This is a genomic window from Micromonospora sp. WMMD737 (assembly GCF_049179055.1).
Classification (GTDB): Bacteria; Actinomycetota; Actinomycetes; order Mycobacteriales; family Micromonosporaceae; genus Micromonospora; species Micromonospora reichwaldensis.
On the sequence record NZ_JBMHMH010000001.1, the window covers coordinates 5,923,011 to 5,949,984 of the forward strand.

The 26,974-nt window shown below is 73.9% G+C and carries 25 protein-coding genes; 18 read left to right on the forward strand and 7 right to left on the reverse strand.

Annotated elements, in window-relative coordinates; genetic code table 11:
* Positions 1-10: 10 nt before the first annotated feature.
* The 3 genes from ppc to ACN27A_RS26440 all read right to left on the reverse strand — a co-directional run bounded on the left by ppc (position 11) and on the right by ACN27A_RS26440 (position 4,608).
* Positions 11-2,797, reverse strand: a complete 2,787-nt coding sequence (gene ppc / locus ACN27A_RS26430; RefSeq protein WP_421457275.1) for a phosphoenolpyruvate carboxylase — start codon at positions 2,795-2,797, stop codon at positions 11-13.
* Between the two features lie 128 nt (positions 2,798-2,925).
* On the reverse strand, positions 2,926-3,963 hold the full coding sequence (locus ACN27A_RS26435) for a hypothetical protein (protein ID WP_421457276.1): 1,038 nt from the start codon (positions 3,961-3,963) through the stop codon (positions 2,926-2,928).
* A gap of 75 nt (positions 3,964-4,038) precedes the next feature.
* Positions 4,039-4,608, reverse strand: a complete 570-nt coding sequence (locus ACN27A_RS26440) for a hypothetical protein (RefSeq protein ID WP_421457277.1) — start codon at positions 4,606-4,608, stop codon at positions 4,039-4,041.
* 201 nt (positions 4,609-4,809) lie between these two features.
* Between ACN27A_RS26440 and ACN27A_RS26445 the strand changes: the two genes are divergently transcribed.
* Positions 4,810-5,850 carry a S66 family peptidase gene (locus tag ACN27A_RS26445; protein WP_421457278.1) on the forward strand — a complete coding sequence of 347 codons (1,041 nt, stop codon included), beginning with the start codon at positions 4,810-4,812 and terminating at the stop codon, positions 5,848-5,850.
* Positions 5,851-5,892: 42 nt separating this feature from the next.
* On the opposite strand, the gene ACN27A_RS26450 is transcribed toward ACN27A_RS26445, so the two are convergent.
* On the reverse strand, positions 5,893-6,819 hold the full coding sequence (locus tag ACN27A_RS26450) for a cyclase family protein (protein ID WP_421457279.1): 927 nt from the start codon (positions 6,817-6,819) through the stop codon (positions 5,893-5,895).
* A gap of 370 nt (positions 6,820-7,189) precedes the next feature.
* Positions 7,190-8,089 (reverse strand): helix-turn-helix domain-containing protein, encoded by a 900-nt coding sequence (locus ACN27A_RS26455; RefSeq protein ID WP_421457280.1) that lies wholly within the window; start codon positions 8,087-8,089, stop codon positions 7,190-7,192.
* A gap of 151 nt (positions 8,090-8,240) precedes the next feature.
* Here ACN27A_RS26455 and mfd point away from each other — a divergent pair, with 151 nt between their 5' ends.
* From mfd to ACN27A_RS26475, 4 genes are all read left to right on the forward strand, one after another.
* Positions 8,241-11,891 carry a transcription-repair coupling factor gene (mfd, locus tag ACN27A_RS26460; protein WP_421457281.1) on the forward strand — a complete coding sequence of 1,217 codons (3,651 nt, stop codon included), beginning with the start codon at positions 8,241-8,243 and terminating at the stop codon, positions 11,889-11,891.
* 125 nt (positions 11,892-12,016) lie between these two features.
* Entirely contained in the window at positions 12,017-12,787 is a 771-nt protein-coding gene (locus ACN27A_RS26465) for a hypothetical protein (protein ID WP_421457282.1), read from the forward strand.
* Between the two features lie 2 nt (positions 12,788-12,789).
* Positions 12,790-13,761, forward strand: a complete 972-nt coding sequence (locus tag ACN27A_RS26470; RefSeq protein WP_421457283.1) for a nucleoside triphosphate pyrophosphohydrolase — start codon at positions 12,790-12,792, stop codon at positions 13,759-13,761.
* A gap of 22 nt (positions 13,762-13,783) precedes the next feature.
* A complete protein-coding gene (locus tag ACN27A_RS26475) occupies positions 13,784-15,403 on the forward strand; it encodes a DUF885 domain-containing protein (protein ID WP_421457284.1) in 1,620 nt (539 codons plus the stop codon).
* Between the two features lie 19 nt (positions 15,404-15,422).
* Here the strand turns inward: ACN27A_RS26475 and ACN27A_RS26480 are convergent, their stop codons facing one another.
* On the reverse strand, positions 15,423-16,115 hold the full coding sequence (locus ACN27A_RS26480; protein ID WP_421457285.1) for a hypothetical protein: 693 nt from the start codon (positions 16,113-16,115) through the stop codon (positions 15,423-15,425).
* Positions 16,116-16,348: 233 nt separating this feature from the next.
* Here ACN27A_RS26480 and eno point away from each other — a divergent pair, with 233 nt between their 5' ends.
* From eno to ACN27A_RS26500, 4 genes are read left to right on the forward strand one after another with little or no spacing between them, the layout of a single operon-like run.
* Positions 16,349-17,632 (forward strand): phosphopyruvate hydratase, encoded by a 1,284-nt coding sequence (eno, locus tag ACN27A_RS26485; RefSeq protein ID WP_421457286.1) that lies wholly within the window; start codon positions 16,349-16,351, stop codon positions 17,630-17,632.
* A 32-nt stretch (positions 17,633-17,664) separates the two neighbouring features.
* Positions 17,665-18,303, forward strand: a complete 639-nt coding sequence (locus tag ACN27A_RS26490) for an FtsB family cell division protein (RefSeq protein WP_421458613.1) — start codon at positions 17,665-17,667, stop codon at positions 18,301-18,303.
* A gap of 34 nt (positions 18,304-18,337) precedes the next feature.
* On the forward strand, positions 18,338-18,895 hold the full coding sequence (locus ACN27A_RS26495) for a DUF501 domain-containing protein (RefSeq protein ID WP_421457287.1): 558 nt from the start codon (positions 18,338-18,340) through the stop codon (positions 18,893-18,895).
* A gap of 1 nt (position 18,896) precedes the next feature.
* Positions 18,897-19,433, forward strand: coding sequence for an amino-acid N-acetyltransferase (locus ACN27A_RS26500; RefSeq protein WP_311414779.1), 537 nt, complete (start codon positions 18,897-18,899; stop codon positions 19,431-19,433).
* A gap of 47 nt (positions 19,434-19,480) precedes the next feature.
* Here the strand turns inward: ACN27A_RS26500 and ACN27A_RS26505 are convergent, their stop codons facing one another.
* Positions 19,481-20,380, reverse strand: coding sequence for an alpha/beta hydrolase family esterase (locus ACN27A_RS26505; RefSeq protein WP_421457288.1), 900 nt, complete (start codon positions 20,378-20,380; stop codon positions 19,481-19,483).
* A gap of 95 nt (positions 20,381-20,475) precedes the next feature.
* On the opposite strand from ACN27A_RS26505, the gene ACN27A_RS26510 reads away from it, so the two are divergent.
* From ACN27A_RS26510 to ACN27A_RS26550, 9 genes are all read left to right on the forward strand, one after another.
* Positions 20,476-21,468 carry an ArsR/SmtB family transcription factor gene (locus ACN27A_RS26510; protein WP_421457289.1) on the forward strand — a complete coding sequence of 331 codons (993 nt, stop codon included), beginning with the start codon at positions 20,476-20,478 and terminating at the stop codon, positions 21,466-21,468.
* Between the two features lie 27 nt (positions 21,469-21,495).
* The gene (locus ACN27A_RS26515) at positions 21,496-22,425 is read left to right on the forward strand and encodes an exopolyphosphatase (protein ID WP_421458615.1); all 930 of its coding nucleotides are present in this window, start codon (positions 21,496-21,498) and stop codon (positions 22,423-22,425) included.
* A 47-nt stretch (positions 22,426-22,472) separates the two neighbouring features.
* A complete protein-coding gene (locus ACN27A_RS26520; protein ID WP_421457290.1) occupies positions 22,473-22,676 on the forward strand; it encodes a ribbon-helix-helix domain-containing protein in 204 nt (67 codons plus the stop codon).
* Entirely contained in the window at positions 22,673-23,050 is a 378-nt protein-coding gene (locus tag ACN27A_RS26525; protein WP_421457291.1) for a type II toxin-antitoxin system death-on-curing family toxin, read from the forward strand. The genes ACN27A_RS26520 and ACN27A_RS26525 overlap by 4 nt, the downstream gene beginning before the upstream one ends.
* A gap of 336 nt (positions 23,051-23,386) precedes the next feature.
* Positions 23,387-23,719 carry a PadR family transcriptional regulator gene (locus ACN27A_RS26530; RefSeq protein WP_421457292.1) on the forward strand — a complete coding sequence of 111 codons (333 nt, stop codon included), beginning with the start codon at positions 23,387-23,389 and terminating at the stop codon, positions 23,717-23,719.
* Complete coding sequence (locus tag ACN27A_RS26535) at positions 23,716-24,750, forward strand: HAAS signaling domain-containing protein (RefSeq protein WP_421457293.1); 1,035 nt, start codon at positions 23,716-23,718, stop codon at positions 24,748-24,750. The genes ACN27A_RS26530 and ACN27A_RS26535 overlap by 4 nt, the downstream gene beginning before the upstream one ends.
* A 117-nt stretch (positions 24,751-24,867) precedes the next feature.
* Entirely contained in the window at positions 24,868-25,350 is a 483-nt protein-coding gene (locus ACN27A_RS26540; protein WP_421457294.1) for an LppU/SCO3897 family protein, read from the forward strand.
* A 199-nt stretch (positions 25,351-25,549) separates the two neighbouring features.
* A complete protein-coding gene (locus ACN27A_RS26545; RefSeq protein WP_421457295.1) occupies positions 25,550-26,236 on the forward strand; it encodes a dienelactone hydrolase family protein in 687 nt (228 codons plus the stop codon).
* 19 nt (positions 26,237-26,255) lie between these two features.
* Positions 26,256-26,969: a uracil-DNA glycosylase gene (locus tag ACN27A_RS26550; protein ID WP_421458617.1), complete on the forward strand. Its 714-nt coding sequence runs from the start codon at positions 26,256-26,258 to the stop codon at positions 26,967-26,969.
* Positions 26,970-26,974: the final 5 nt, after the last annotated feature.

The following is a 26,974-nucleotide window of genomic DNA, read 5'->3' on the forward strand; positions in this document are numbered from 1 at the left end:
CGTTGACACCTCAGCCCGTGTTGCGCATGCCGGCGGCGATGCCGTTGACCGTGGTCAGCAGCGCCCGCTCCAGCGCCGTACCGTCGCTCGGCGCACGCCGGCCGCCCGGCGCCGTGGCCACCGCCCGGCCCGCGGCCCCGGACTCCCGGTACTGGCGCAGCAGGGCCACCTGGAGGTGGTGCAGCGGCTCCAGGTACGTGTCGCGGACGGCCAGGGTGCGCTGGAGCACCGGGGAGTTCTCCAGCAGGGCCGGCGAGGAGGTCACCGCCAGCACCTCCTGCTTGGTCAGCTCGTACTCCTGCTCGATCTTGTGGAAGATCGGGTGCAGCTTCTTCGGCACCAGGGTCTCGACGTAGCGGCGGGCGATGCTCAGGTCGGTCTTGGTGAGCATCATCTCGACGTTCGACAGGAACGTGCGGAAGAAGTGCCAGTTGCGGTGCATCTCGGCAAGCACGTCCTCCAGCCCCGCCTCGCGGGCCGCTGCCAGGCCGGAGCCGACCCCGAACCAGCCGGGCACGATCTGCCGGGTCTGGGTCCAGCCGAACACCCACGGGATGGCGCGCAGCCCGGCGAGCCCGGCCCCGGTGTTCGGCCGCTTCGCCGGCCGGGAGCCGATGTTCAGCGCGCCGAGCAGCTCCGTCGGCGTCGACGCCCAGAAGTACGCGGGCAGGTCCGGGTCCTCGACCAGCGACCGGTACGACCGGAAGGCCGAGTCGGAGACCAGCTCCATGGTGGCGTCCCAGCGTTCCAGCATCTCGGCGGGCTGCCGGGGCGCGGTGTGCAGCAGGGTGGCCTGGAGCACCGCGGCCAGGGTCAGCTCCAGGTTCTCCCGCGCCAGCGACGGCAGCGAGTACTTGTCGGAGATGACCTCACCCTGCTCGGTGACCTTGATCGCGCCGTCCAGGGTGCCGTACGGCTGGGCCAGGATCGCCTCGTGCGTGGGCCCGCCGCCGCGACCCACCGTGCCGCCGCGGCCGTGGAAGAGCCGCAGGTGTACGCCGTGCCGGGCCGCCACGTCGCGCAGCGCGCGCTGGGCCCGGTGGATGGACCACTGGCTGGTGGTGATGCCGGCCTCCTTGTTGGAGTCGGAGTAGCCCAGCATCACCTCCTGCACGTCGCCCCGCGCCGCCACCAGCGCCCGGTACGCCGGCAGCGAGAGCAGCTCGTCGAGGAGTTCGCCGCCCGTGTTCAGCTCGGCCGGGGTCTCCAGCAGCGGCACGAAGCCGATCCGGGACCGGCCGCTGTGCACGTCGATCAGGCCGGCCTCGCGCGCCAGCACCACGGCGGCGAGCACGTCGTCCACGCCGAGCGTCATCGAGACGATGTACGACTCGATGACCTCGCTGCCGAACCGGTCCTGCGCCTCGCGGATGGTGCCGAACACGTCGAACGTCTTGCGGGTCGCCTCGGTCAGCGGGGTGTCCAGCGTGGAGAGCGGCCGGCGACCGGTCAGCTCGTCGGCGAGCAGCTTCGTGCGCTCCTGCCGGCTCAGCGACGGGTAGTCGGAGACCTCGCCGACGGCCGCGTAGAGCTGGGCGAGCACCGCGTGGTGCGCCTCGGCGTGCTCCCGGACGTCCATGGTCGCCAGGTGCAGCCCGAACGCGGAGACCGTACGGATGGTCGAGGCGAGCCGGCCCACGGCGGTGAGCTGGCCGGCGTTGCGGGCCAGCGAGGCGCGCAGCAGCTCCAGGTCGGCGACCAGCTCGGCGGAGCCGCGGTAGTCCCGGCCGGGCACGTGCGCGGTGCCCTGGCGCAGCCGCTGCCGGGTGTTGGCCAGCTTCGCCTTCACGCAGCGGGCCTTGAGCCGGTAGGGCTCCTCGGCGTTGACCCGGCGGAACCGGGCCGCCACCTCGGGCAGCGCGTCCAGGTCGGCGGCGAGGCTCGCGGAGAGGTCGAGCGACACCCCGCGCAGCCGCCGGGACACCGACACCTCGTCGATCAGGTGGTCCATCGCCTGCTCGGTGGCCGCGATGCCGTGCTCGTGCTGGATCGTCAGCACCTCGCGGGTCACGGCCGGGGTGACGAACGGGTTGCCGTCGCGGTCGCCGCCGATCCAGGTGCCGAAGGACAACGGCCGGGCCGTGGGGGAGGTCTCCACGCCGAGGGTGCGCAGCGTGTCGGCGAGGTCGTCGAGGACCTGCGGGGCGGCCTCGGCGTACAGGTCGCGCAGGTAGTAGATGGCGTTGCGGGCCTCGTCGGTCGGGTCCGGCCGGTCCAGCCGCAGCTCGTCGGTCTGCCACATCAGGTCGAGCAGCTCCGCGAGGCGGCGGTTGGCCGGGCCCTCGTCGCTGGCGCCGTAGAGGATCGCGTTCGCGGTCTCGGTGTCCAGCTCGTCGGCGATGGCGCGCAGCTTGGACAGGATCGACCGGCGGGCCGCCTCGGTCGGGTGGGCGGTGAAGACGGGCCGTACCGCCAGCCGCCGGGCCGCCGCGGCGATCTCCTCGGCCGGCACCCCGCGCTCGGCGATCATCTTGGCCGCCTGGTCCAGCCAGCCGCCCTGCACCGCCCGGCGGCGCCGCAACTCCCGGGCCCGGTGCACCTGCTCGGTGATGTTCGCCAGGTGGAAGTAGGTGGAGAAGGCGCGGGCCAGCTTGGTGCCGGTGGTGACGTCCAGGCCGGCGAGGCGCTGCGCGGCGGTGGGCGCGTCCGAGCGCACCTGGGCGCGGATCTCCTCGACGAGGTCGAGCAGCGGCCGGCCCTCCTGGCGGGCGAGGGTCTGCCCGAGCAGGGTGCCGAGGCGGCGGATGTCGGCCCGCAGGGCGGCGTCGGGGCCGTCGTGGTCGTGCTGGTCGGTCACGATGCGCTCCTTACGCGAGTACGAAGGACAGCGCTGTCCGACTCCCTGGATCGTATCCGCGTCCCCCGCCGCGAAGGAGGGGACCCTTGCAATCGTCTGCGGTACAGGAAGGGGCCCTTCCTGACATCTCAGCCGGTGCCGGGCGCATCTTCGCTGGTGGCGCCGGGTGCGGGGCGTCGGCCGGCGCGACGGCGGGCCTGGAACGGGGTGGCGCTGAGCACACCCGCCATGCCCAGCGACGTCCAGATGGTGAGCCCGGCGATCGGCCAGCCGGTCGACCGGCGGTCGAAGTAGACGACGGACTTGAGCAGGTCGGTGGCGAGCCCCGGCACGTTCCACCGGTGCATGCCACGCAGCCAGGTCGGCAGGAACTCGGGGGCGTAGATGCCGCCGGAGCCGGGGTTGCCGAGCACGACCAGCAGCAGGATCACCAGCCCGGTGCCGAACAGCCCCAGCCAGCCCTGCACCGCCGAGGCGATCATCGCCGCCGCGAGGACCGCCAGCGCCCCGCTCGCGGCGACGCCGACCAGGTCGTGGTCCCAGACGTCCAGGACGGGTCCCACCACGATCGCGCCGACGGCCCCGAGCACCAGGCTGTAGACGGCCAGCGCGGCGATCCGCAGCCCGGCGCGGCGCAGGCTGCGCGGGGCGGTGCCGTTGCCGAGGCCGAGCACGGTGGCGGCGAGGTAGCCGCCCAGCACGTACCCGACGGCCAGGTAGAACGGCACGAGCCCGCGCGGATCGGTCGCGGCCACCGGCACCTCGTCGGTGACCCGCAGCGGCATCTCCGCCTGCCGGGCGGCGGTGTCGAGGACCCGGACCACGACGTCGGTAGCGGCCGGCGCGGCGGCGCTCGCGGTGGTCAGCACCAGTCCGCCCTCGGCGCCGGTGGCGAGTACCCCGTACACCTCGCGGGTGAGCAGGCCGTCGTCGGCGGCGCGCGGGTCGGCGTACTCGACGGCGTCGAGGGTGCCGCTCTGGTTGCGTACGGCGGCGAGGACGGCCTGTGCCTTCTGGTCGCCGCGCACCACCCCGACCGGCACGTCGCGGGGCGTGGGACGGTGCAGCGCGCCGACGTACGCGGTGATGAACGCGGTGGCGAGCACCAGGGTGCCGAGCAGCAGCGCGGCGGTACGCGGCAGCCCGTCGCGCATCTCCTGGTCCACGCCGCCAGCCTAGGGCGGCCCGTGCCCGGTATGTGGCGTTTCTCGGCCCGGCCGGGGCTGCCGGCGCCGCGTCGATCAGGTGAGTTGGCAGCGGCCCGCGCTGTAGTGGGCGACCGCCGCCATGATCTCCGCCTCGGACCGGTCCGCGAAGTTGAGCGTGGCGACCAGCCCCGAGCCGTAGAAGGCGCTCAGGGCCGCGCTGTCGAGCGCCGTGAACGCCCCGAGGTGCTGGAGCGCCCGCGCGTCGCGTGGCGTGACCACAAGCATCTTCTCCAGGCTCCACCGGCGCCGGGAGATCCGCGCGACGCCCTCCCACGGCAGCCAGATCGCCTGGCCCCGGGTCGGCCGGGTGCGGATCCAGAGCCCGGCCGGGCCGAGCGCCAGCACCGGGCCGCCGGAACCGATCAGCCAGAGCTGGATCCCCAGCGGCAGGGCGACCAGGGCCAGCAGGCAGCCCACCACGCCGAGGATCGCGACCACGGACTGGGAGCGCAGCTGCGGATCGGACGAGTTCACCATGCCGAGACCGGCGCAGCAGGCGATCGGGAGGATGAGGAGCAGCACCACCCCCGTCATCAGCAGGCCGCGTTTCGCGACGTTGGGCCGTACCACGAAGGGCTGGTCCTCCGGGATGCGCCTGGTCACCGGCGGCGGCACGGGGCCTGCCCACGGGCCGCCGTGCGGTGGGCCTTGGTGGAAGGGCTGCGGCGGATGTCCGGCGGGGGTGCTCACGCGGCCTCCGAATGCTCGATCAACTTCGGCGGGGCCAGCCTAGAGGCCGCCCGCCAGCGTCCCGGCGGGCCGGACCGGCGGAAAACCGCTGGAGCCGGTCGGTAGCGTCCGATCATGACGTCGCCGAACTATCCCCCCAAGCCCCGACCGGGAGACCGGGTCGCGGTCGTCTCGCCGTCCGCCGGCCTGCCGGCCCTCTTCCCCCACGTGTACGAGTTGGGGCTGCGCCGGCTGCGCGAGGAGTTCGGCCTGGAGCCGGTGGAGTACCCGACCACCCGGGTACTCGGCGCCGACCCGCGCGACCGGGCCCGGGACCTGACCGACGCCTTCGCCGACCCGACGATCGCCGCCGTGCTCGCCACGGTGGGCGGGGACGACCTGATCACGGTCACCCCGCACCTCGACGACGCCGTGCTGCGGGCCAACCCGAAGCCGTACTTCGGCTACTCCGACAACACGAACGTCCTCAACCACCTGTACCGGCTGGGCGTCGTGTCGTACCACGGCGGGTCCGTGCTCGTGCACCTCGGCCGGCCGGGCAGCCCGCACCCGCTGACCTTCGACTCGCTGCGCGCGGCCCTCTTCACCTCCGGCTGGTACGACCTGACCCCCGCGCCGCAGTGGGGCGACCGGCCGAACGACTGGCAGGACCCGGCGACGCTGGCCGACGAGCCGGAGATGTTCCCGGGCGAGGGCTGGCGCTGGCAGGGGCCGTCGACGGTCATCGAGGGGCGCACCTGGGGCGGCAACCTGGAGATCCTGCACTGGCTGCTGGCCGCCGACCGGGTCCCTGACGCCGGGGACCTGGCCGGGTCGGTGCTGATGGTCGAGACCTCCGAGGAGTTGCCCCCGGCCACCGAGGTGTTCCGGATCCTGCGCAACATGGGGGAGCGCGGCCTGCTCGCCGGCTTCCCGGCGGTCCTCGTCGGCCGGCCGAAGGCGTGGGACTTCACCCGGCAGCACACCCCCGACGAGCGGCGGGACTGGGCGGCGGCGCAACGGGAGGCGGTCACCCGGGCGCTGGCCGCCTATTGCCCCGACGCGGTGGTGGTCTTCGACGTCGACCTCGGCCACACCGACCCGCAGCTGATCGTCCCGTACGGCGGCGAGATCCGTATCGACGCGACCACCCGACAGATCTCGGTCCGCTACTGACCCACCCGGCCGTGGTGCCGGTGGCAGGCTGCTGGTCGTCGGTCAGGTGGGATCGAGGACCGCGAAGGCCCGTACCGGGAAGGTGCCCATGCCGGCCACCATCGGTGGGGCGGCCGTGAACCGGAAGCCGGTCGGGGGCAGCGCGTCGAGCCCGGTCAGGTGCTCCACGATCGGCACGCCGGCGGCCAGCAGGGTGCTGTGCGCCGGTCGCTCGCCCGCCGCCGCCGGGCTCATGTCGTCGATGTTGATCGAGTCGATGCCGACCAGGGCGGCGCCCGCGTCGACCAGGGCCCGGGCGCCGTCGCCGGTGAGGTAGGGCGCCTCCGGCGCGCCGTACCGGTCCGTGCCGAAGTGCGCCGACCAGCCCGTGTGCAGCAGCACCGCGTGCCCGGCGACGTCGTACGGAGCCAGCAGCAGCCGGTCCACCGCGCGGGTGCCGGCCGGTACCCGGACCACGACGCCGGGCAGGTCGGCGAGGCGGTCCAGCGGGGTACCGGAGAGGTCGGGGCCCCCGGCGAAGCGGTGGGCGGGCGTGTCCAGGTACGTGCCGGTGTTGGCGATCATGTCGATGCGCCCCACCTGGAACTCCGTGCCGGGGGCGTAGTTGGCGCGGGACGCCTCCCGGGTCAGCCACTCGGTGATCCGCGGCGCCGGCCAGCCCGGCAGGGTGGTCATGCCGTCGGTGACGACGTGGCTCAGCTCGACCAGCCGTCGGCGGGAACCGTCGTCCGGGCCGGCCTCGGCGGCCACACCCCGGCCGCCCTTGTGCGGCTCCTCGATGATCGTCCGGCCGGTGATGCGTACCTCGGCCACCATCAGCAGCCCGAGGTGCCGGACGAACAGCGCCGCCAGCTCGTCGTCGGTGATGTCGCGGCCGGGGATGTCCAGCCGGAACCCGTCGGTCCGCAGCCCGCCGCCGTTGGCGAAGGTGACCTCCGCGTCGAACTGTGCCCGCCATTGGTTGCCCATCAGCGCAGCCGATCACGGCCGGCCATCCCCGTCAAGATCCTTCGGGCGGGCCGCCCCGCGCCCACCGGAGTGCCGTACAGGGGGGTGTACGGCACCACCGGCGGGCGGCGACGGCGCCTCGCCGTCGCCGAGGTCGCAGCCGGGTGGAGCTGCGGGCCTCCCCGAACAGGTCCGCGCACCCCGCGACCGCCGATCCGGCGGTTCGATCCCGGCTGACGGATTCCATCTTCGGCCGCCGGGCGGGCCCGGGTCTTGAACATCGATGCTCGGTTGACCGCCGACTCAGACCCCGCCCCCGATCCGACCCGGCCCAGCCGCCCGACCCGGCCCGAACGCAGGGACAGCGGGTGGGGGGAGAGAGAAGGCGGGGTCAGGGCCGTCGGGTGTGGGTGAGGAGTCGGCGCAGGTGGGCCGGGGGGTGGCCCACGTGGTCCCGGACCACCCGGGTGAGGTGGGCCTGGTCGGCGAAGCCGTGCTCCGCCGCCACCGTGCGCAGCGGCCGTTCGTCCGACTCGGCGAGGGTGTCCAGCACCGCCCGGACCCGCAGCCGGTTCCGGTAGGCGGTGAGGCTGCTGCCGGTGACCCGGTGGAACACCCGGCTCAGGTGGTGCGGGGAGGCGCCCACCTCGCGGGCCACCTCGTCGAGGCTGAGCGAGTAGTCGCCGGCGGTGAGCACCTCGCGGGCCCGGTCGGCCAGGCGACGGTGGGCGGCCTGGGTGGCGGGCCGGCGGCTGACCGCCCGTGCCAGGTCCGTCCCCGGCTCGTCCAGGGCACCGGTACGGCTGAGCACCCCGTCGAGGAAGCGGTGCAGCCGCTCCGTCATCTCGAAGTGGTCCAGTCCCCGCCGGAACTCCGCGATGAGCATCCGGTGTGCCAGGTCGAGCGACGCGTCGGAGGTGCCCTCCCAGCCGGCGGTCTCCAGCCAGCGGGCCCCGTCCGGGCGCCCGGCCAGCACCGCCGGGTCGACCTGCACACAGGTGTACGAGTCGCCGCAGCCCAGCGGGTGGGACACGGACATCTCGTCGCCCGGCCGGGTGATCAGCACGGAGGTGGCGTCCGAGAAGGTCGTACGACCGTTGAGCCGCCGTCGGTAGGCCCCCGACCGCCCGAGGATGAGGTTGTGGAACCTCTCGGCGGCGGGCTCGGTCCAGCCGTGGCTCTCGACGATGCAGCGCACCTCGTAGATCAGGATGCCCTCCGGGTGACCCAGCACCCGCCACCGGCCGGGCGTGGTCTTGCGGCGTGGATCGCTGCCGGTTCCCTCAGGCATCCGTTCTCCCCCCGGGTGGCCCTGCGCCGATTGTCGACGATCCAACCTACGCGGAGGTGGTTCGTCCGACCGGAGAGATAGTGTCGACCGGTGGCCCCCCGTCCAGCCGGACGAGGGGTGATCGTCGTGTCCTCCCGCTGGAAGTGATCTCATGCTCACCGGTCTGTTCTCCGCCGCCCTGGCCGACCCGGGGCTGGCCCGGGCACGTGACCTGGCGCGCTCCGGTGCCGCGCAGGTCGACGGCCTCGACATCACCGCCCCGCCCGCGCTGCGCCCCTTCGCGGTCGCGGCGGTCGCCGCCGACCGGGCCGGCGACGGCGGGCCGGGCGGCGGCGCGGGTCGGCCGGTGCTCGCCGTGACCGCCACCACGCGGGAGGCCGACGACCTGGCCGCCGCGCTGGGCAGCCTGCTCCCGCCCGAGCAGGTGACGGTCTTCCCGTCGTGGGAGACGCTGCCGCACGAGCGCCTGTCGCCCCGCTCCGACACGGTCGGCCGTCGGCTGGCCGTGCTGCGCCGGCTGGCGCACCCCGGTTCGGCCGACGCGCACGGTCGCACCGGCCCGCTGCGGGTGGTCGTGGCGCCCGTCCGGTCGCTGCTGCAACCGCAGCTCAAGGGCCTCGGCGACCTGGAGCCGGTGCAGCTCGCCGCCGGGCAGGAGGCCGATCTGGAGGAGGTCGCCCGCCGGTTGACCGACATGGCGTACGGGCGGGTCGACCTGGTCACCAAGCGGGGCGAGTTCGCCGTGCGCGGCGGCATCCTGGACATCTTCCCGCCCACCGACGAGCACCCGTCGCGGGTCGAGTTCTGGGGCGACGAGGTGGAGGAGATCCGCACCTTCGCCGTCGCCGACCAGCGCACCATCGCGCAGGTGCCGCAGCTGTGGGCACCGCCGTGCCGGGAGCTGCTGCTCACCCCGTCGGTGCGCAAGCGGGCCGCCGCCCTCGCCGAGGAACACCCGGAGCTGGCCGAGATCCTCGACAAGCTGGCCGAGGGCATCCCGGTGGAGGGGATGGAGTCCCTGGCCCCGGCGCTGATCGGCGCCGACTCGATGGAGCTGCTGCTGGACGCCATGCCGGCCGGCACCCACGTGATCCTGTGCGACCCGGAGCGGATCCGCACCCGGGCGCACGACCTGGTGCGTACCTCCGACGAGTTCCTCCAGGCGAGCTGGGCCGCGGCCGCCGTCGGTGGCCAGGCCCCCGTCGACCTCGGCGCCGCCGCCTTCCGGACCCTGGGCGACGTACGCGCCGTCGCGGCGAAGCTGCGCCAGCCCTGGTGGACGCTGTCGCCGTTCGGGTTGGCCGAGGCGGAGGCCGCTCCGGCCCGGCAGCCCTGGGAGGACGGGCCGGAGGCGTACGACGTCACCCCCGACGACGCGATCGCGGTGACCCTCTCCGCGCAGCCGGCCCCGCTCTACCACGGCGAGACCGCCCGGGTGGTCGACGACCTCACGCGCTGGACCGGCGAGGGCTGGTCGGTCGCGCTGGTCTTCGAGGGGCACGGCCCCGCCCAGCGGGCGGTCGAGGTGCTCCGCGACGCGGGCCTCGGCGCGCGGCTGACCGAGGAGATCCCGACCGCGCCCGCCCCCGGCGAGGTGCTGGTCGCCTGCGGCAGCCTGACCGGTGGCTTCGTCGACGAGGCGTCCCGGTTCGTGCTGCTCACCGGCAACGACGTCACCGGCGGGCGGGGCACCTCGACCCGCGACATGCGCAAGATGCCGAGCCGGCGGCGCAACACCATCGACCCGCTGGAGCTGAAGGCCGGCGACCACGTCGTGCACGAGCAGCACGGCATCGGCCGCTACGTCGAGCTGGTGCAGCGCACCGTCAACGGGGCCTCCCGCGAATACCTGGTCATCGAGTACGCCCCGAGCAAGCGCGGCCAGCCCGGCGACCGGCTCTTCGTCCCCACCGACCAGCTCGACCAGCTCTCCCGCTACGTCGGCGGCGAGCAGCCCACGCTGCACAAGATGGGCGGCTCGGACTGGCAGAAGTCCAAGGCCCGGGCCCGCAAGGCGGTCAAGGAGATCGCCGCCCAGCTCATCCAGCTCTACGCCGCCCGCAAGGCGTCCAAGGGGCACAGCTTCGGCCCCGACACGCCGTGGCAGCGGGAACTGGAGGACGCCTTCCCGTGGCAGGAGACGCCGGACCAGCTCGCGGCGATCGAAGAGGTCAAGCGGGACATGGAGCAGACCGTCCCGATGGACCGGCTGATCTGCGGCGACGTCGGCTACGGCAAGACGGAGATCGCCGTCCGGGCGGCGTTCAAGGCGGTGCAGGACGGCAAGCAGGTGGCGGTGCTGGTGCCCACCACGCTGCTGGTGCAGCAGCACTACAACACGTTCGCCGAGCGGATGAGCCAGTTCCCGGTGACCATCCGGCAGCTCTCCCGCTTCCAGACGCCGAAGGAGGCGGAGCAGGCCCTGGAGATGGCCGCCGCGGGCACCGCCGACATCGTCATCGGCACCCACCGGCTGCTCCAGGCGGCCACCCGGTTCAAGTCGCTCGGCCTGGTCATCGTCGACGAGGAGCAGCGCTTCGGCGTCGAGCACAAGGAGCACCTGAAGACGATGCGCGCCTCGGTCGACGTGCTGAGCATGTCGGCCACGCCGATCCCGCGCACCCTGGAGATGGCGATCACCGGCATCCGGGAGATGTCGACGATCGCCACCCCGCCGGAGGAGCGGCACCCGGTGCTCACCTTCGTCGGGGCGCACGACGAGCGGCAGGTGGCCGCCTCCATCCACCGCGAGCTGCTCCGCGACGGGCAGGTCTTCTACCTGCACAACCGGGTCGAGTCGATCGACCGGACGGCCCGCAAGCTGCGCGAGCTGGTGCCCGAGGCGCGGGTCGCGGTGGCGCACGGCCAGATGGGCGAGGAGGCCCTGGAGAAGGTCATGGTCGGCTTCTGGGAGAAGGAGTTCGACGTGCTGGTATGCACCACGATCGTGGAGTCCGGCATCGACATCCCCAACGCCAACACCCTGATCGTGGAGCGGGCGGACCTGCTCGGCCTGGCCCAGCTGCACCAGATCCGCGGCCGGGTCGGCCGGGGCCGGGAGCGGGCGTACGCGTACTTCCTCTACCCGCCGGAGAAGCCGCTCACCGAGCACGCCCACGAGCGGCTGGCCACCATCGCCCAGCACACCGAGCTGGGCGCCGGCATGTACGTGGCGATGAAGGACCTGGAGATCCGGGGCGCCGGCAACCTGCTCGGCGGCGAGCAGTCCGGGCACATCGAGGGCGTCGGTTTCGACCTGTACGTGCGGATGGTCGGCGAGGCGGTCTCCGCGTTCAAGGGCGAGCGTCCGGAGGAGGAGACCGAGGTCAAGGTCGACCTGCCGGTCGACGCCCACCTGCCGCACGACTACGTCGCCGTGGAGCGGCTGCGCCTGGAGATGTACCGCAAGCTCGCCGAGGCCCGCGACGCCGACCGGCTGCGCGAGGTGGTCGCCGAGATGACGGACCGCTACGGCGAGCCGCCCGCGCCGGTGCAGAACCTCGTCGCCGTGGCCCGGTTCCGGCTGCTGGCCCGCCGCTACGGCTTGACCGACGTCAGCATGCAGGGCAAGCACATCCGGTTCGGTCCGCTGCCGCTGCCCGACTCGAAGCAGCTGCGGCTCAAGCGCTACCACCCGGACTCGGTCTACAAGCAGGCGCTCGACCAGGTCAGCGTGCCCCGGCCGAGCACCCGGCGGGTGGGCGGCGAGCCGCTGCGCGACCAGGCCCTGCTGGAGTGGTGCGCCCAGTTGCTCTCCGACGTCCTGGGCGAGCCGGCGACGGCGGGAGCCGCCGCGCGGTGAGTGGCGGTCGACGACGGCTGGCCGGCAGCCGGCCGGTGGGGACCCGGGCGCGCACGGGGCGGGCGCGCGGGGAGACCGGTGGGCGGTGTCACGGCCGCCCCGGGCGGCATGAGAGAGTGACCGACATGCGTGCTCGCCGTCTTGTCGCCGTCGCCAGCGTGGCGCTCGGCCTCGTCGCCCTCTCCGGTTGCCGTGCCGAGCCCGGTGTCGCCGCCTACGTCGGTGACCTGCGGATCACCGAGGATGCCGTCACCGGGGTCGTCGACGACCTGCGGGCGAAGAACCCGACGCCGACCGGTCAGCCCGAGGCGCCCGAGGGGCAGCCCCCGGCGCAGGTGCCGCAGCTGCCCGACCGCGGCCAGATCGTCAGCATGCTGGTGTTGACCGAGGTCTGCGAGCGGCTCTCCGCGGACAAGAACTACCAGCCGCGCGGGCAGGTCGCGCCGGAGCAGGTCGCCCAGCAGCTGGGCCTGTCGCCCGACACCGGCTTCGTGCGCCAGTCCGCCGAGCTCTACAACTGCCTGTCGGGAGTGCCGACCGGGGCGCCGGCCGAGCCGACCGCGCAGGATCTTGCGGACGTGGTGGCGGCGGGCCGCAAGGCGGGCGCCATCCCGGCCGACGTGCCCGACGAGGCGGCCGCCCGCCAGCTCGACGGTGAGCAGCTGCGCGGCGCGCTGGCCACCCGCAAGTCGCTGGCCGAGGCGGTCGCCGCGTACGACGTGACGGTCAACCCCCGCTACCGCCCGCTGGAGTTCCCGGTGCTGAGCTTCTCCGGCAACGCGCCGGCGGTGAGCGTGCCGCTGGGCGAGGCCGGCTCCGACGGGGTCACCGACGTCTCCACCCCGGACCCGCTGCCCACCGTCGCGCCCGAGGCGGCCGGCGAGACCCACAGCTGAGCATGCCGGCGCGGATCGTCCTGCTCGTCACCTCGCCCCGGCTGCCGGCCGGGCTGCTGACCGCCGCCGCGTGGGACGTCGTACGCCGGCATCCGGTGCTGACGGGGGCGGAGAGCGAGCTGACGACGGCGGTCCGCGCGGCGGGCGCCGAGGTCACCGTGGTCGACGGCCGGGCGACGCAGGCGCTGCTCGACGCGGCGGCGGCGCACGGCGTCGCGGTGTGGCTGGCCGGCCCGGCCGGCGACGAGTCGCTGGCCCGTGAGCTGGGCCTGCGGCTGGCCCGCGAGCCCGGCCTGGCCGAGCTGGAGCTGATGTACGGCTCCTGGGACCCGCCGGGCGCCCGGCTGCTCGACGCGGTGGCGGTGATGGACCGGCTGGCCTCTCCCGGCGGCGATCCCTGGAAGCGCGCGCAGACCCACCGCAGCCTCGCCGGTTTCCTGATCGAGGAGTGCTACGAGGCGTACGACGCGATCAGCGCCGGGGACACCGACGCGCTGCGCGAGGAGCTGGGCGACGTGCTGCTCCAGGTGGTGCTGCACGCCCGCCTCGCCGAGGAGCTGCCCGAGGAGCAGCGGTGGACCGTCGACGACGTGGCCGGCGGGCTGGTCGACAAGATGGTCCGGCGCAACCCGCACGTCTTCGCCGACGCCCAGGCCGGCACGCTGGAGGAGATCGAGGCGAGCTGGGAGCGGATCAAGCGGGCCGAGAAGGCGCGTGACTCGGTGCTGGACGGCATCGCACTCAGCCAGCCGGCCCTCGCCCTGGCCGCCAAGGTCCTGGAGCGCGCCGGGCGGGTGGGCCTCGCCGTACCGCCGCCCCTCGCGGAATCCCAGGTGGACCCGGAGGCGCGCCTCGGTGCGGGCCTGCTCGCCACGGTCGCGGCGGCCCGCGAGGCGGGCCTGGACCCGGAGGCGGCCCTGCGCCGCGCCGCCCTCGCCTACGCGGACGCGGTCCGCGCGGCCGAAAAGGGCTGAGCCGACCCGGTAGGGTCGGCGGGTGGAATCGTTTGTGCCGCTCGCGGAGCGGATCGTCGACGCGTTGCTGGAGAGCCGGCCGGGGGTCGCGACCTCCACCGGCGACCACCGTTACGACGACCGGCTGCCGGACCTCTCCGCCGAGGCGGTCGCCGCCGACCGGACGATGCTCAAGGAGGCGGCGGACGCGCTCGCCGAGCTGGACCCGGACGCCCTGGACGTCGAGCAGCGCGTCGACCACGCGCTGCTCACCTCCTTCGTGGACCGGGAACTGTTCGAGTCCGGCGACATCCGCGCGCACGAGTGGGACCCGCTGCGGCACAACCCCGGGCCGCTGCTGCACGCGCTGCTCGCCCGCCCGTACGCCCCGGCCGACGTGCGGCTGACCAGCCTGGCGGGCCGGCTCGCCGCCGTACCGGACGCGCTGGCGACCGCGCGCGCGACGCTGCGCGACATGCCGCGCGTCCACGCGGAGACGGCGGTCGGGCAGTTCACCGGCACGGCGGCGCTCATCCGCGACGAGGTGCCGGCGCTGCTCGCGCAGGCCCCCGCCCTGCACGACCGGGTCGAGCCGGCCGCCACCGCGGCGATCGCGGCGCTGGAGGAGTTCGTCGCGTGGCTGCGTCAGGGCCTGGCCGCCGACGCCGGCCCCGGGCGGGACCCGCGGCTGGGCCGTCGCCGCTGGGAGGCGCGGCTCTGGCACACCCTCGACACGGAGCTGGGCGCCGCCGAGATCCAGCGCCGGGCCTGGGCCAACCTGGACCGGGTCGGCGAGGAGATCCGTGCGGCGGCCGTCGAGCTGGTCGGCGGTCCGGCCGACGACGAGACGGTACGCCGGGCGCTGGACCTGCTGGCCGCCGAGCACCCGGACGACCACACCATCGTGGACCTCGCCTCGGTCACCCTGGACGAGGCGACCGACTTCGTCCGCGCCCACGACCTGATCACCCTGGTCGACGACCCGTGCGTGATCCAGGAGATGCCGCAGTTCGCCCGGGGCGTGGCGGTCGCCTACTGCGACTCGCCCGGCCCGCTGGAGACGGCGGACGTGCCGACCTTCTACTGCATCGCGCCCACCCCCGCGGACTGGCCCGCGCACCGGGTCGAGTCGTTCTACCGCGAGTACAACGACCACATGATCCGCAACCTGACGGTGCACGAGGCGATGCCGGGGCACTTCCTCCAGCTCGCCCACGCCCGCCGGCACGTCGGCCCCACCCGGGTCCGCGCGCTGACCGAGTCGGGCCCCTTCATCGAGGGCTGGGCGGTCTACACGGAGGAGCTGATGGCCGGCCTCGGCTTCGGCGGCCTGCCGGTGCGGTTGCAGCAGCTCAAGATGCAGCTCCGGATGACCATCAACGCGCTGCTGGACCAGCTCGTGCACTGCGAGGAGCTGCCGGAGGCCGAGGCGATGGCGCTGATGACGGGGCGGGGCTTCCAGGAGGAGGGGGAGGCGGCCGGCAAGTGGCGGCGAGCCCTGCTCACCTCGACGCAGCTCTCGACGTACTTCGTCGGCTACAGCGAGGTGGCCGCGATCGCCGCCGCCCGCCCGGCCGGCGTGGCGGTACGCGAGTGGCACGACGCGATGCTCGCCCACGACTGCCCGCCCCCACGCCATCTGCGCACCCTGCTCGGCGTGTGAGGACCGTCACTGGGACCGGTCACGAGCTGGCCGGGCGGCGGTCCACGACGCCGGCGTCGGGCGGCAGGTCGAACACCGCGCCGTCGACCGTCTCGCGGTAGCGGCTCAGGGCCAGCTCGACCTGGCGGCCGTCGACCTGGCCGGTGAAGCTGCCCAGCACCCCGTCGGTGGTCACGCAGGCGGTGAAGTCCCCGGCCGACTGCGCCACGTCGACGCAGGTGGCGTGGTTGCCGGCGAGGGTGGTGTCGCTCTGCTCGATCACCGCCTCCGGGTCCAGCGCGGCGGTGGTGAGCAGCCCCACGACGACCGGCGGCGTCACCAGCCCCCGCTGCTTGGCCTCGGTGAACATGGTCACCGTGGGCTTCGCGTTGGGCGCGGGCGGGGCCTCCAGGGTGCAGGTCGCGCGGCCGGCGGCGGTCTCGCAGCGGGTCGTCGCCTCCGGGGTGACGGTGAGCTTGCCGCCGGGCCAGGTGTAGGCGGAGCGGGCCGGGTCCTGGGCCTGGGCGATGGCGGCGGTCTGCCCGCCGGGGAGCTGGTAGTCGGCGGAGTAGGTCAGCTCCAGGGCCCGGTCGAGCCGGGCGGCCAGGTCGTTCACCAGGTCGGACCGCCCGATCGTCCGGCCGGCGTCGTCGAGGGTCTGACAACCGGTCACCGTGAGCGACGCGATGACCGACACGGCGAGCATGCGGAGGGTGGTCGAGGCGGCGGGCATGGCGACCAGCCTTGCCGATCGGGTCAACCGCGCGCAAACCCGTTGCCGGTTGAGGCACGAGAATCCGGGAATGTCCGTGTAAAGCACTGCCCGGAGGAAGGTTTCGGGCCGGGCCGGCGAGCGCCCGGACCGCCCGCGTCCGAGCGTCGCCCGATACGCTGCGTTCAACACCTGCCTCAGCCGCACCGTCGCGGCCCATACCGGACCGGAACACACAAACGAGGAGCGACTCAGTGGCAACCATCGAGGGAATCGTCGCGCGGGAGATTCTGGACTCGCGGGGCAACCCGACCGTCGAGGTCGAGGTCGGGCTCGACGACGGCACGATCGCCCGGGCGGCGGTGCCCTCCGGCGCCTCCACGGGCGCCTTCGAAGCGATCGAACTGCGCGACGGTGACGCCGACCGCTACCAGGGCAAGGGTGTCGAGAAGGCGGTCTCGAACATCGAGGACAAGATCGTCGACGAGCTGATCGGCTACGAGGCCAGCGAGCAGCGGCTGATCGACCAGAAGATGCTCGACGTCGACGGCACCGACAGCAAGTCCGAGCTGGGCGCGAACGCCATCCTCGGCGTCTCCCTGGCGGTGGCCAAGGCGGCGGCCGGCAGCGCCGAGCTGAGCCTCTTCCGCTATCTGGGCGGCCCGAACGCGCACCTGCTGCCCGTGCCGATGATGAACATCCTCAACGGTGGCGCGCACGCGGACTCGAACGTCGACATCCAGGAGTTCATGATCGCGCCGATCGGCGCGCCCAGCTTCCGCGAGGCGCTGCGCTCCGGCGCGGAGGTCTACCACGCGCTGAAGTCGGTGCTGAAGAAGAAGGAGCTCTCCACCGGCCTCGGCGACGAGGGCGGCTTCGCGCCGAACCTGCCGACCAACGCCGCCGCCCTGGACCTGATCGCCGAGGCGGTCGAGAAGGCCGGTTACCGGCTCGGCACCGACATCGTCTTCGCGCTCGACGTGGCCGCCACCGAGTTCTTCGACAATGGCACCTACACCTTCGAGGGCGCCGCGAAGACCGCCGAGGAGATGAGCAACTACTACACCAAGCTCGCCGGCGACTACCCGATCGTGTCGATCGAGGACCCGCTGGCCGAGGACGACTGGACCGGCTGGCAGACGCTGACCGCCTCCCTCGGCGACCGCGTCCAGATCGTCGGCGACGACCTGTTCGTCACCAACCCGCAGCGCATCGCCCGCGGCATCGCCGAGAACGCCGCCAACGCGGTCCTGGTGAAGGTCAACCAGATCGGTTCGCTGACCGAGACCCTGGACGCCGTGGACCTGGCCCACCGGGCCGGCTTCAAGTGCATGATGAGCCACCGTTCCGGCGAGACCGAGGACACCACCATCGCCGACCTGGCGGTGGCCACCGGCTGCGGCCAGATCAAGACCGGCGCCCCGGCCCGCTCGGACCGGGTCGCGAAGTACAACCAGCTCCTGCGGATCGAGGAGGAGCTGGGCGACGCGGCGCGGTACGCCGGGGCGGGCGCCTTCCCGCGCTACCGTTCGGCCTGAGACGCGCGAGGCCTCGGGGGAGGGGTGTGACGATGCAGCAGCGCCGCACACCGGGCGGTCAGCGCCCCGCCCGTCGGCCGGGTCACACCGGTCGGCCGGGCGGGGCCCGGGGCGCCCGGGCGTCGGTCCGCGAGGGCGGCGTCCGCGCCGAGTCGCGGGCCACGGCCGGTCGCGCGCCGGGGGCGACCCGGGGCGCGGAGGGCGTACGCTCCGCGAGCCGGCCCGCCGCGGCCCGTCGTACGGCCGCCGGCACCGTCAAGCGGCTCTCCGCACCCCGCTCCCGGGGCCTCACCGGGCGGGCCACCGTGCTCTTCGCGGTGCTGATCGCGCTCGCCCTGGCCTACACCTACCCGGTGCGCGTCTACCTGGACCAGCAGGCCGACATCGAACGGATGGAGGCCGCCCAGGCCGCCCAGCGGGAGGCGATCGAGGAGCTGTCCGAGCGGGCGGCCAAGTGGCAGGACCCGGAATACATCAAGATCCAGGCCAGGGAGCGGTTCTTCATGGGCCCACCGGGCGAGACGCTGCTGGTGGTGCTCTCCGACCCGGCGGGCGCCGCCCGGGACGCCGGTTCGTCCGCGGCCCCGTCGGCGCCCGTCACCCCCGCTTCCTGGTACGACACCCTCTGGTCGAGCGTGCAGGCCGCCAACGGCGAGCAGCCCGACCGGTGACCAGCACCCGAGCATCGAACGAGAGATCAGGATCGTGACCGTCGTACCACCGCAGGAGCCGGCGGCGGACTCCGTACCCCCGCCCCGGCGCGAACCGGCCACCGAGGCCGACCTGGCCGCGGTGGCCGCGCAGCTCGGACGCCCGCCCCGGGGCACCCGGGCCGTGGCCCACCGCTGCCCCTGCGGCCTGCCGGACGTGGTGGAGACGACCCCGCGCCTGGCCGACGGCACCCCCTTCCCGACGCTGTTCTACCTGACCTGCCCCCGGGCGACGGCGGCGTGCAGCCGGCTGGAGTCGGCGGGGCTGATGAAGGAGATGGCGGACCGGCTGGCCGCCGACCCGGAGCTGGCCGCGCGCTACCGCGCCGCGCACGAGGACTACCTGGCCCGCCGGGACGCGATCGGCGAGGTGCCGGAGATCGCCGGCATCTCCGCCGGCGGGATGCCCGGCCGGGTGAAGTGCCTGCACGTGCACCTTGGGCACGCGCTCGGGGCCGGGCCCGGGGTGAACCCGTTCGGCGACGAGACGCTGGCGCTGGTGGAGAAGTGGTGGGCGGCCGGCCCGTGCGTGGACGTGTCGGCGGCGGACTGACATGGCGGGCGCGGACGGGGGCGTGGCGGGGGCCGACGAGGTCGTGGTGCGGCGGGCCCGCACCTCGGACGTGCGCGGCATCCGGCGGCTCGTCGACACCTACACCGACGACCGGCGGCTGCTCAGCAAGGCAACCGTGACCCTCTACGAGCATGTGCAGGAGTTCCGGGTCGCGGTCCGGGCCGGCGACGGCGCGGTGGTCGGCTGCGGCGCGCTGCACGTGATGTGGGAGGACCTGGCCGAGATCCGGACGGTGGCGGTCGACCCGTCCTGCCGGGGGCGCAAGCTCGGCCACCGGATCGTCGCGGAGCTGATCGACGGCGCCCGCGAACTGGGGGTGGCCCGGATCTTCGTGCTCACCTTCGAGACGCGGTTCTTCGGCTCGTTCGGGTTCACCGAGATCGACGGCGCGCCCGTGCCGCAACCGGTCTACGAGCAGCTGCTGCGTTCGTACGACGAGGGCGTCGCCGAGTTCCTGGACCTGGAACGCGTCAAGCCGAACACGCTCGGCAACACCCGGATGCTGCTGCGCCTCTGACCGGCCCGGTACGCGCGGCCCGGGGCCGCCGGCCGCGCCCGGCCCGCTCAGCTCCGGCGCGGGTGGGCGGCGAAGAAGTCCCAGACGAGTTCGGTGGCGTCGAGGCCCGCGTCGGGGGCGGCCAGCTCGCCGGTCGCCGCCCCGGGCCACGAGTGCCCCATGTCGGGCAGGGTGTAGACGGTCACGTCGCTGCCGTCGCCGCACCGCGCCTCGGTGCGGGTGACCCGCGGCGCGACCGCCGGCGGTGCGCCGGTCACCGGCGTGCAACGCAGCCGTCGCTGCCAGGTCCGTACGCCCTCGGTGAAGACGTCGGCGTAGCGGTCCTGCCCGCCGATGAAGGTGATCACCGAGACCGGTCGCCGGGGCACGTACGTCTCGGGGGCCGTCCGGGGGCCGCTGTAGCCGCCGCTGACCACGCCGATCGCCGCGAAGAGCCTCTCGCCCTCGACGGCGGCCCGGAAGCTCATGTCCCCGCCGTTGGAGATGCCGGTGAGGTAGACCCGGTCCGGATCGGCCCGCCACGTCCGTACGAGGTGGGCGGTGAGGTCCTTGAGGAAGCCGACGTCGTCGGTCGTCCCGCAGCAGATCAGCGCGTTGAAGCCGCCGTTCTGCCCGTCCGGGTACGCGACCAGGAAGTTCTCCCGGTCGGCCACGGCGTCCAGCCCCACCATCTCCCGCAGGCGGGCGCCGCTGCCGGGATAGAAGTGCAGGGCGATCACCAGCGCGGTGGGCCGGGCGGGGTCGTAGCCGGGCGGGGCGTGCAGCAGGTAGCGCCGGTCGGCCCCGCCGTGCACCAGAGTGAGCCGGTGGTCGCCGGCGGCGGGGCGCTCGACGGCCCCCGAAGGCGACGGGGCCGGCGTGACCCGGGACTGACCCCGGTCCCCACCGCACGCCGTGGCGACGACGGCGAAGAGCAGCCCCGTCAGCACTGCCACCGTCCGTCGCACGCCCCGCCCCCTCCGTGACCCCGGTCCACACTGGATGGCCCCGCCCGAACGGGGCAACCCTTTCGGTCCAGGCCGAAGAGCGGCAGTCTGCTGGCATGCTCCGTCTCCGCCTGGGACTGGCGGACCTGTGCCGGGTCCGCTTCGCCGATCGCCTGCACCCGGTCGGCATGTCCCTGCTGGCCTGCCAGGCGCTGCACGACGCGGACACCGCCCGGATGACGCCGGGCCCCGCGGCGGACGCGGCCTCCGCGTCGGGCCCGGTCCGGTCCGCCGCCTCCGTGCTGCGGCACCTGCTTCCCGCGCGCGGGCGCCTGCCCGACTTCCTCACCCCGCTGGACGGCCTCGAATCGGTCGCCGCCGGCCTGGAGGCGATCCGGGCGGCTCCCGTCGGGCGCATCCGGGCGGAGGTCGCTGCCGCGTACGCGCGGCTGCCCGCGACGCCGCTGCGCAGGCGGTTCGCCGAGGCCGACGGGGAGATGATGGACCTGTTCGGCCGGGCCCTGGGCACCTGGCACGACGCGGTGCTCGCGCCGCACTGGGCCGACCTGACGGAGGCGCACCGGCACCACGTGGCGGGGGCGACCGCGCAGCTCGCCACGCACGGGTTGGACGGGCTGCTGAACGCGCTGCACCCGGCGATCCGGTGGGAGGCGCCGACGCTGACGGTGCGGACCTGGTGGAGCGCCTCACTGCCCGGCACCGGCCACGGCCTGCTCCTGCTGCCCTCGCCGCTGGCCGGCCCGCATCCGCGGGTGCTGGTGGAGCCCGGCCGGCCGGTGCTGGTGGTGTACCCCGCGCCGATGCCGCACCTGATCAGGGCCACCACCCCCGATCCGCTGGGCCGCCTGCTGGGGGCGACCCGGGCGGCGGTGCTGCGCCGCCTCGCCGGCCCCGGCCGGCACACCACCACGGCGCTCGGCCGGGCCGTCGGGATCAGCACCTCCTCGGCGTCCGAGCACGCGGGGGCGTTGCGGGCGGCCGGGCTCGTCGCCACCGTCCGGGACGGCGGCGCGGTGCTGCACCGGTTGACGCCGCTCGGCGCCGAACTGCTGGACGCGGGCGACGCCGGGCCGCCTGAGCGCGCCTGACGTAGGGTTGCTGCCGTGACGACGCGTGTGGCCGCCATCGACTGCGGGACCAACTCGATCCGACTGCTGGTCGCCGACCTGCCGGACGCCTCGGCGGGTCCGGAGGCTCCGCTGGCCGACCTGAGCCGACGGATGCAGATCGTGCGCCTCGGCCAGGGCGTCGACAAGACGGGGCGGCTGGCCCCGGAGGCGATCGAGCGCACGCGGGTCGCGCTGGCCGCGTACGCCGCCGAGATCGAGAAGCTCGGCGCGGAGCGGGTCCGGATGTGCGCCACCTCGGCGTCCCGGGACGCCTCCAACGCCGCCGAGTTCCGCGAGATGGTCGAGCGGACCCTCGGGGTCGCGCCCGAGGTGGTGACCGGCGACGAGGAGGCGCGGCTCTCCTTCACCGGCGCGGTGCGCGGGCTGCCCGCCGACGCGCGCGAGCCGTATCTGGTCGTCGACATCGGCGGCGGCTCGACCGAGTTCGTCGTCGGCACCCGCGCGGGCGGCGTCGAGGCGGCCATCTCGATGGACATCGGCTGCGTCCGGATGACCGAGCGGCACCTGCACGGCGACCCGCCGGGTGCCGACGAGGTCGCCGCCGCGCAGGCCGACATCGCGGTCGCCGTGGACCGGGCACTGGAGGCCGTGCCGGGCCGGCAGGCCGCCACGCTGGTCGGGCTCGCCGGGTCGGTCACCACCGTGGTCGCGATCGCCCAGGGCCTCAAGGAGTACGACCCGAGCCGCATCCACCACGCCCGCGTGCCGTACGACGCGGTGGCCGCGACGACCACCGACCTGCTCGGCAAGAGCCGGGAGCAGCGGCTGGCGATCCCGGTGATGCACCCGGGTCGCGCGGACGTGATCGGGGCGGGCGCCCTGGTGCTCCGGGTGATCATGGAGCGGGCGGGGATGGACTCGGTGGTCGCCTCCGAGCACGACATCCTCGACGGCATCGCCTGGAGCCTCGCGTAGGCCCCAACCCGGGTATCACCCCTGGGTAGGAGCGGTATGATTTTCATATGGTCACCACGGTCAATCTGCCTGACGGGCTGCACGAGCGGCTCAAGCAACTCGCCGACCAGGAGCACCGATCGATGAACGCCACAATCGTGGTGGCGGTCGAGGAGTACGTCTCGGCGCGCAGCCGTCGCGCTCGGGTGCGGGACCTTGCCGGCGAGGTTGCCGAGCGCGACGCCGAGCTGTTGCGGCGGCTGGCCGAGTGATCAACTACCTCGAGGTCGATGACCTCGTGGAGGTCGCCTCTGTCGTGCTGGGTGACACGCCGCAGGTCCGTGACTTCGGTCTGCTGTCGTCCGCAGTGGTCCGCCCGGCCACCGTGGCGTTTGGTCAGGAGGTCTACACCGACCTCTGGAGCAAGGCCGCCGCGCTGCTCCACTCGGTCTGCATGAACCATGCGCTGATCGACGGGAACAAGCGTCTCGCCTGGGCGGCTGCGCGCGTCTTCCTGGCCCTCAACGAGGTGCCGATCCAGGTTGTCGACGTCGATCAGGCTGAGGCCCTCGTGATGTCGGTGGCCAGTGGCACGCTGACCGAGGTCGCCGACATCGCCCGCGAACTTCGCAAGCTCTACGTCTGATCCGTCCGCACGGATTCTGGCGCAGATGCCGGCCGGCAGCACCGAACCCTCAGCGGCGCAGCGAGAAGAGTCGCCAGGCGATCCTGGCCGCCGCGCTCGAACTCAGCGGGCGACCGCTGGTCGTGAGCGTCCGCGCACCACGCGGCGCGACACCACCGGGCGGCGCGCGGCCGAGCCACCGCCGATGCCCTGCTCACCCGCCTAGGCGCCCGCCAGCGGTGTAAGGAAGGGCACCTTCTTGACGCCTCGTGCATAGGAAGGGGCCCTTTCTGTGCATCAGGCCCGCGCGGCGCGTTCCGTTGACGGTACTTCGCATTGCGCAGTAGTGTGCAATGCGTGGACACCACACAACTGTTGAAGGGCGTGTTGGACCTCGCGGTCCTCGCCGTGCTCCGGGAGGAGGACGGCTACGGCTACGACATCCTGCGCCGGCTGCGCGACGCCGGGCTGGAGGAGGTCGGCGACGCCTCGGTCTACGGCACGCTGCGCCGGCTCTACGCCGCCGGCCTGCTGACCACCTACGTCGTGCCGAGCGAATCCGGCCCGCACCGCAAGTACTACTCACTCAACGCCGCCGGCCGGGACCAGCTCACCCGCTCCGGCAAGCTCTGGCACTCGTTCGCCACCACCATGGAAGCACTGCTCGACGATCGGGGGATGGCGGCATGACCGTCACTGAGCAGGAGATCGCGGACTACGCCGCACGGGTCCGGGCCGCGCTGGCCGACCTGCCACCGGCGCACCGCGACGAGTTGACCGAGGACCTGCCGGAGCACCTCGCCGAGGTCGCCGCCGAGGCCGGCGGCTCGCTGGTCGACCGGCTCGGCGAGCCCGAGGCGTACGCGGCCGAGCTGCGCGCCGCGGCCGGGGTCGGCGCCACCAGCGGCGGCGGGCGCCGCAACCGTCGCCTCGGTCTCGCCGTGGACCGGCTCCGCGCGCGGGCGCACCGCTGGGACGTCCAACTCGGACCACCTCTCGGGTACGCCTCGGCCAGCGAGTTCCTCCGGCTGCTCCGGCCGGCGTGGTGGGTGCTGCGGGGCTACCTGGCCGCCATGCTCGCCACGGTGGTCACGACCGGCGGCACGTTCGGCGTGCTGCCCGAGCTCAACGGCAGCCTGCTGGCCGGCCTGGTGCTGCTCGCCGGCAGCGTGCTCGCCTCGATCTGGCTCGGCCACCACACGCCGGGCCTGACCCGGCCCAAGCGGCGGGTGCTGCACGTCGGCACGGCGGTGCTGGTGATCTTCGGGCTGGTCGGCCTGGCGGACATGAACGACCGGGTCGGCAGCGGCGACCTCGACTACGAGCAGATCTCGATCGACGGCCGGTACGACCACATCCGCGACGTCTACGTCTACGACAGCGAGGGGCGGCTCGTGGAGAACGCCCGGCTCTTCGACCAGAACGGCGACCCGATCCGGCTCGGTCGTCCGATCTGCCCGGACGGGCGGGACCTGAAGACGGACAACGCGCTGCTGCGCCCGTACCCGTACTGCCCGGAGTGGGCGCCGTTCGGGCCCCGGCCGGGCGCCAGCACCCCGCCCCTGCTGAACCCGCCGGGGCTGCCCGTACCCGCGCCTTCGGAGGCCGCGCCCGTGCCGGGCGGCAACCCGACCCCGACGCCCACGCCGACAGGCACCTCGACCCCCGCGCCCGCATCGACGGGCATGCCGACCGGCACCCCCGCGCCGAGCCGGACGTGAACAGGATCATGGAGTGAAGCTGGGAAATAGCTGAACGGATGAGTCCAGCGGGGCAACGGCTGTCGGTCCCGGTCGCTACGGTGTCGTCTGCTCACTCACCCCCCGGAAGGAAAACGCGTGTCAGAGCAGGTCGCACCGCCCCCCGCGCCGGACGCCGCCCAGCCCCCGTCGGCCGTCCAGGCGCCGCCCCCGGTGGAGCCCCAGGCCGAGAAGTCCGGTTCCAAGAAGCTGCTCGGCATCGTGGGCGCGATCGTCGTGTTCCTGGTCGTCGCGGGCCTCAAGTTCGGCATCGGCTCGGCGATCGGCAACTTCTTCAACAAGGACGAGACCGCTGAGGCCAAGGTCGGCGACTGCATCGCCGAGCTGCCCGAGGTGACCGGCACCAAGGAGGAGAAGGTCGACGGCGCGAAGGTCGTCGAGTGCACCTCCACCGACGCCGTCTACAACGTGGTCGGCCGCGTCGACGGGCAGACCCAGGCGCAGGCCCGCTCCGGCGAGGCGTGCGGGCAGTACATCAAGGAGGGCCAGGAGGGCTACGTCTACTACAGCATCGAGCCGGGCAAGACCGGCTACCTGCTGTGCCTGACGAAGAAGGCCTGATCCCCCGGCACGACAGGACCGCCGACGGCGGCGCGGACATCGTCCGCGCCGCCGTCGGCGTCCGTGGGTGGGGCGTAGACAGGAGGTGTATGCCACTGTTCCGGCGTCTTCCCCGGGGCGCTCACGGCGTGGCAGGCTACCGACACGTAGCAACACTGTGCGACCAGCCAACGATGACTGACCGCTAGGAGGACGGCCGATGGGCGAGATGGTGAGCTACCGCGGCAACGGGGGGACGGGCGAGGGGTATCTCGCGATACCCTCCGGCGGTGCGACCAGCCCTGCGGTCATCGTCATCCAGGACTGGTGGGGCCTGGTGCCGCACGTCCGGGCGGTCGTGGACCGCTTCGCCGAGGCCGGTTTCGTCGCCCTCGCCCCGGACTTCCGGCACGGCGGCCCGGCCAGCAAGCCGAGTGAGCCCCGGCAGATGCTGAACAGCCAGCAGATGGACGAGGCGGCGGCGGACATCGCCGGCGCGGCCGACTACCTCGCCAGCCGGCCCGAGGTCGCCGGCAAGGTGGGCTGTGCGGGCTTCTGCGCCGGGGCGAGCCTGGCCCTCTGGGCGGCGACCCGGTCCGAGCGGATCGTCGCCACCACCGCCTTCTATCCCCGGCTGCCGTGGGACGGGATGCGCCTCGAGTGGCCCGACTACGCGGGCAAGGCGGCGCTCATCCACTGCTCCGAAGAGGACGGCACCTCCGCCGCCGACGGCGTACGCACCGTCCGCCGCGCCGTCGAGACCTCCGGCGGCACCTGCCAGGTCCACGACTACCCCGGCACCTCGCACGCCTTCTTCAACGAGGACCGGCCGGAGCACTTCGACCAGCGCGCCGCCGCCACCGCCTGGGCCCGCACCCTCGAACTCTTCCGGGCCAAGCTTGGCTGAGCCCCGTACGCCCGACGAGGTGGTCGCCCGCGCCGCGCGGGCGACCGACCTGGCCGACCTCGACGCCGCCGTCAGCGACTGCTTCGCCTGCCCGCGGCTGGTGCGGTGGCGCGAGGAGGTGGCCCGAGTCCGCCGGGCGGCCTTCCGGGACCAGGAATACTGGGGCCGGCCGGTGCCCGGCTTCGGCGTCCCCGACGCGCGCATCGCCATCCTCGGCCTGGCGCCCGCCGCGCACGGCGGCAACCGCACGGGCCGCATCTTCACCGGCGACCGGTCCGGCGACGTCCTGTTCGCCGCGTTGCACCGGGCCGGGCTGGCCAACCAGCCGACCAGCGTCGCCGCCGACGACGGGCTCACCGTGCGCGACCTGCGGATCTTCTCCGCCGTGCGCTGCGCCCCGCCGGACAACAAGCCCACCCCCGAGGAGCGCGACACGTGCGCGCCGTGGCTGCACCGCGAGGTCGCGCTGATCCGGCCCACCCTGCGCGTCGTGGTCGCGCTGGGTGCGTTCGCCTGGGCCTCGTGGTGGCCGGTGCTGCGCCAGGTGTACGGTCTGCGCCCGCCCAGCCCGCGACCGGCCTTCGGCCATGGGGCACACTGGTCCGGCACGGGCGCCCCGGCGCTGCTCGGCTGCTACCACGTCAGCCAGCAGAACACCTTCACCGGGCGGCTGACACCAGGGATGCTGGACGATGTGTTCGCCCGGGCGAAGCAACTGGCCGGGGCGGACTGAGGCGC

Bases quoted from the DNA above. Each gene is read 5' to 3' on its own strand.
- ACN27A_RS26545 (WP_421457295.1), top strand. From the start codon at position 25,550: ATGGGCGAGATGGTGAGCTACCGCGGCAACGGGGGGACGGGCGAGGGG.
- ACN27A_RS26500 (WP_311414779.1), top strand. From the start codon at position 18,897: ATGGCGGGCGCGGACGGGGGCGTGGCGGGGGCCGACGAGGTCGTGGTG.
- ACN27A_RS26480 (WP_421457285.1), bottom strand. From the start codon at position 16,115: ATGCCCGCCGCCTCGACCACCCTCCGCATGCTCGCCGTGTCGGTCATC.
- ACN27A_RS26455 (WP_421457280.1), bottom strand. From the start codon at position 8,089: ATGCCTGAGGGAACCGGCAGCGATCCACGCCGCAAGACCACGCCCGGC.
- ACN27A_RS26490 (WP_421458613.1), top strand. From the start codon at position 17,665: ATGCAGCAGCGCCGCACACCGGGCGGTCAGCGCCCCGCCCGTCGGCCG.
- ACN27A_RS26470 (WP_421457283.1), top strand. From the start codon at position 12,790: ATGCCGGCGCGGATCGTCCTGCTCGTCACCTCGCCCCGGCTGCCGGCC.
- ACN27A_RS26445 (WP_421457278.1), top strand. From the start codon at position 4,810: ATGACGTCGCCGAACTATCCCCCCAAGCCCCGACCGGGAGACCGGGTC.
- ACN27A_RS26465 (WP_421457282.1), top strand. From the start codon at position 12,017: ATGCGTGCTCGCCGTCTTGTCGCCGTCGCCAGCGTGGCGCTCGGCCTC.
- ACN27A_RS26520 (WP_421457290.1), top strand. From the start codon at position 22,473: ATGGTCACCACGGTCAATCTGCCTGACGGGCTGCACGAGCGGCTCAAG.
- ACN27A_RS26535 (WP_421457293.1), top strand. From the start codon at position 23,716: ATGACCGTCACTGAGCAGGAGATCGCGGACTACGCCGCACGGGTCCGG.
- mfd (WP_421457281.1), top strand. From the start codon at position 8,241: ATGCTCACCGGTCTGTTCTCCGCCGCCCTGGCCGACCCGGGGCTGGCC.
- ACN27A_RS26450 (WP_421457279.1), bottom strand. From the start codon at position 6,819: ATGGGCAACCAATGGCGGGCACAGTTCGACGCGGAGGTCACCTTCGCC.
- ACN27A_RS26510 (WP_421457289.1), top strand. From the start codon at position 20,476: ATGCTCCGTCTCCGCCTGGGACTGGCGGACCTGTGCCGGGTCCGCTTC.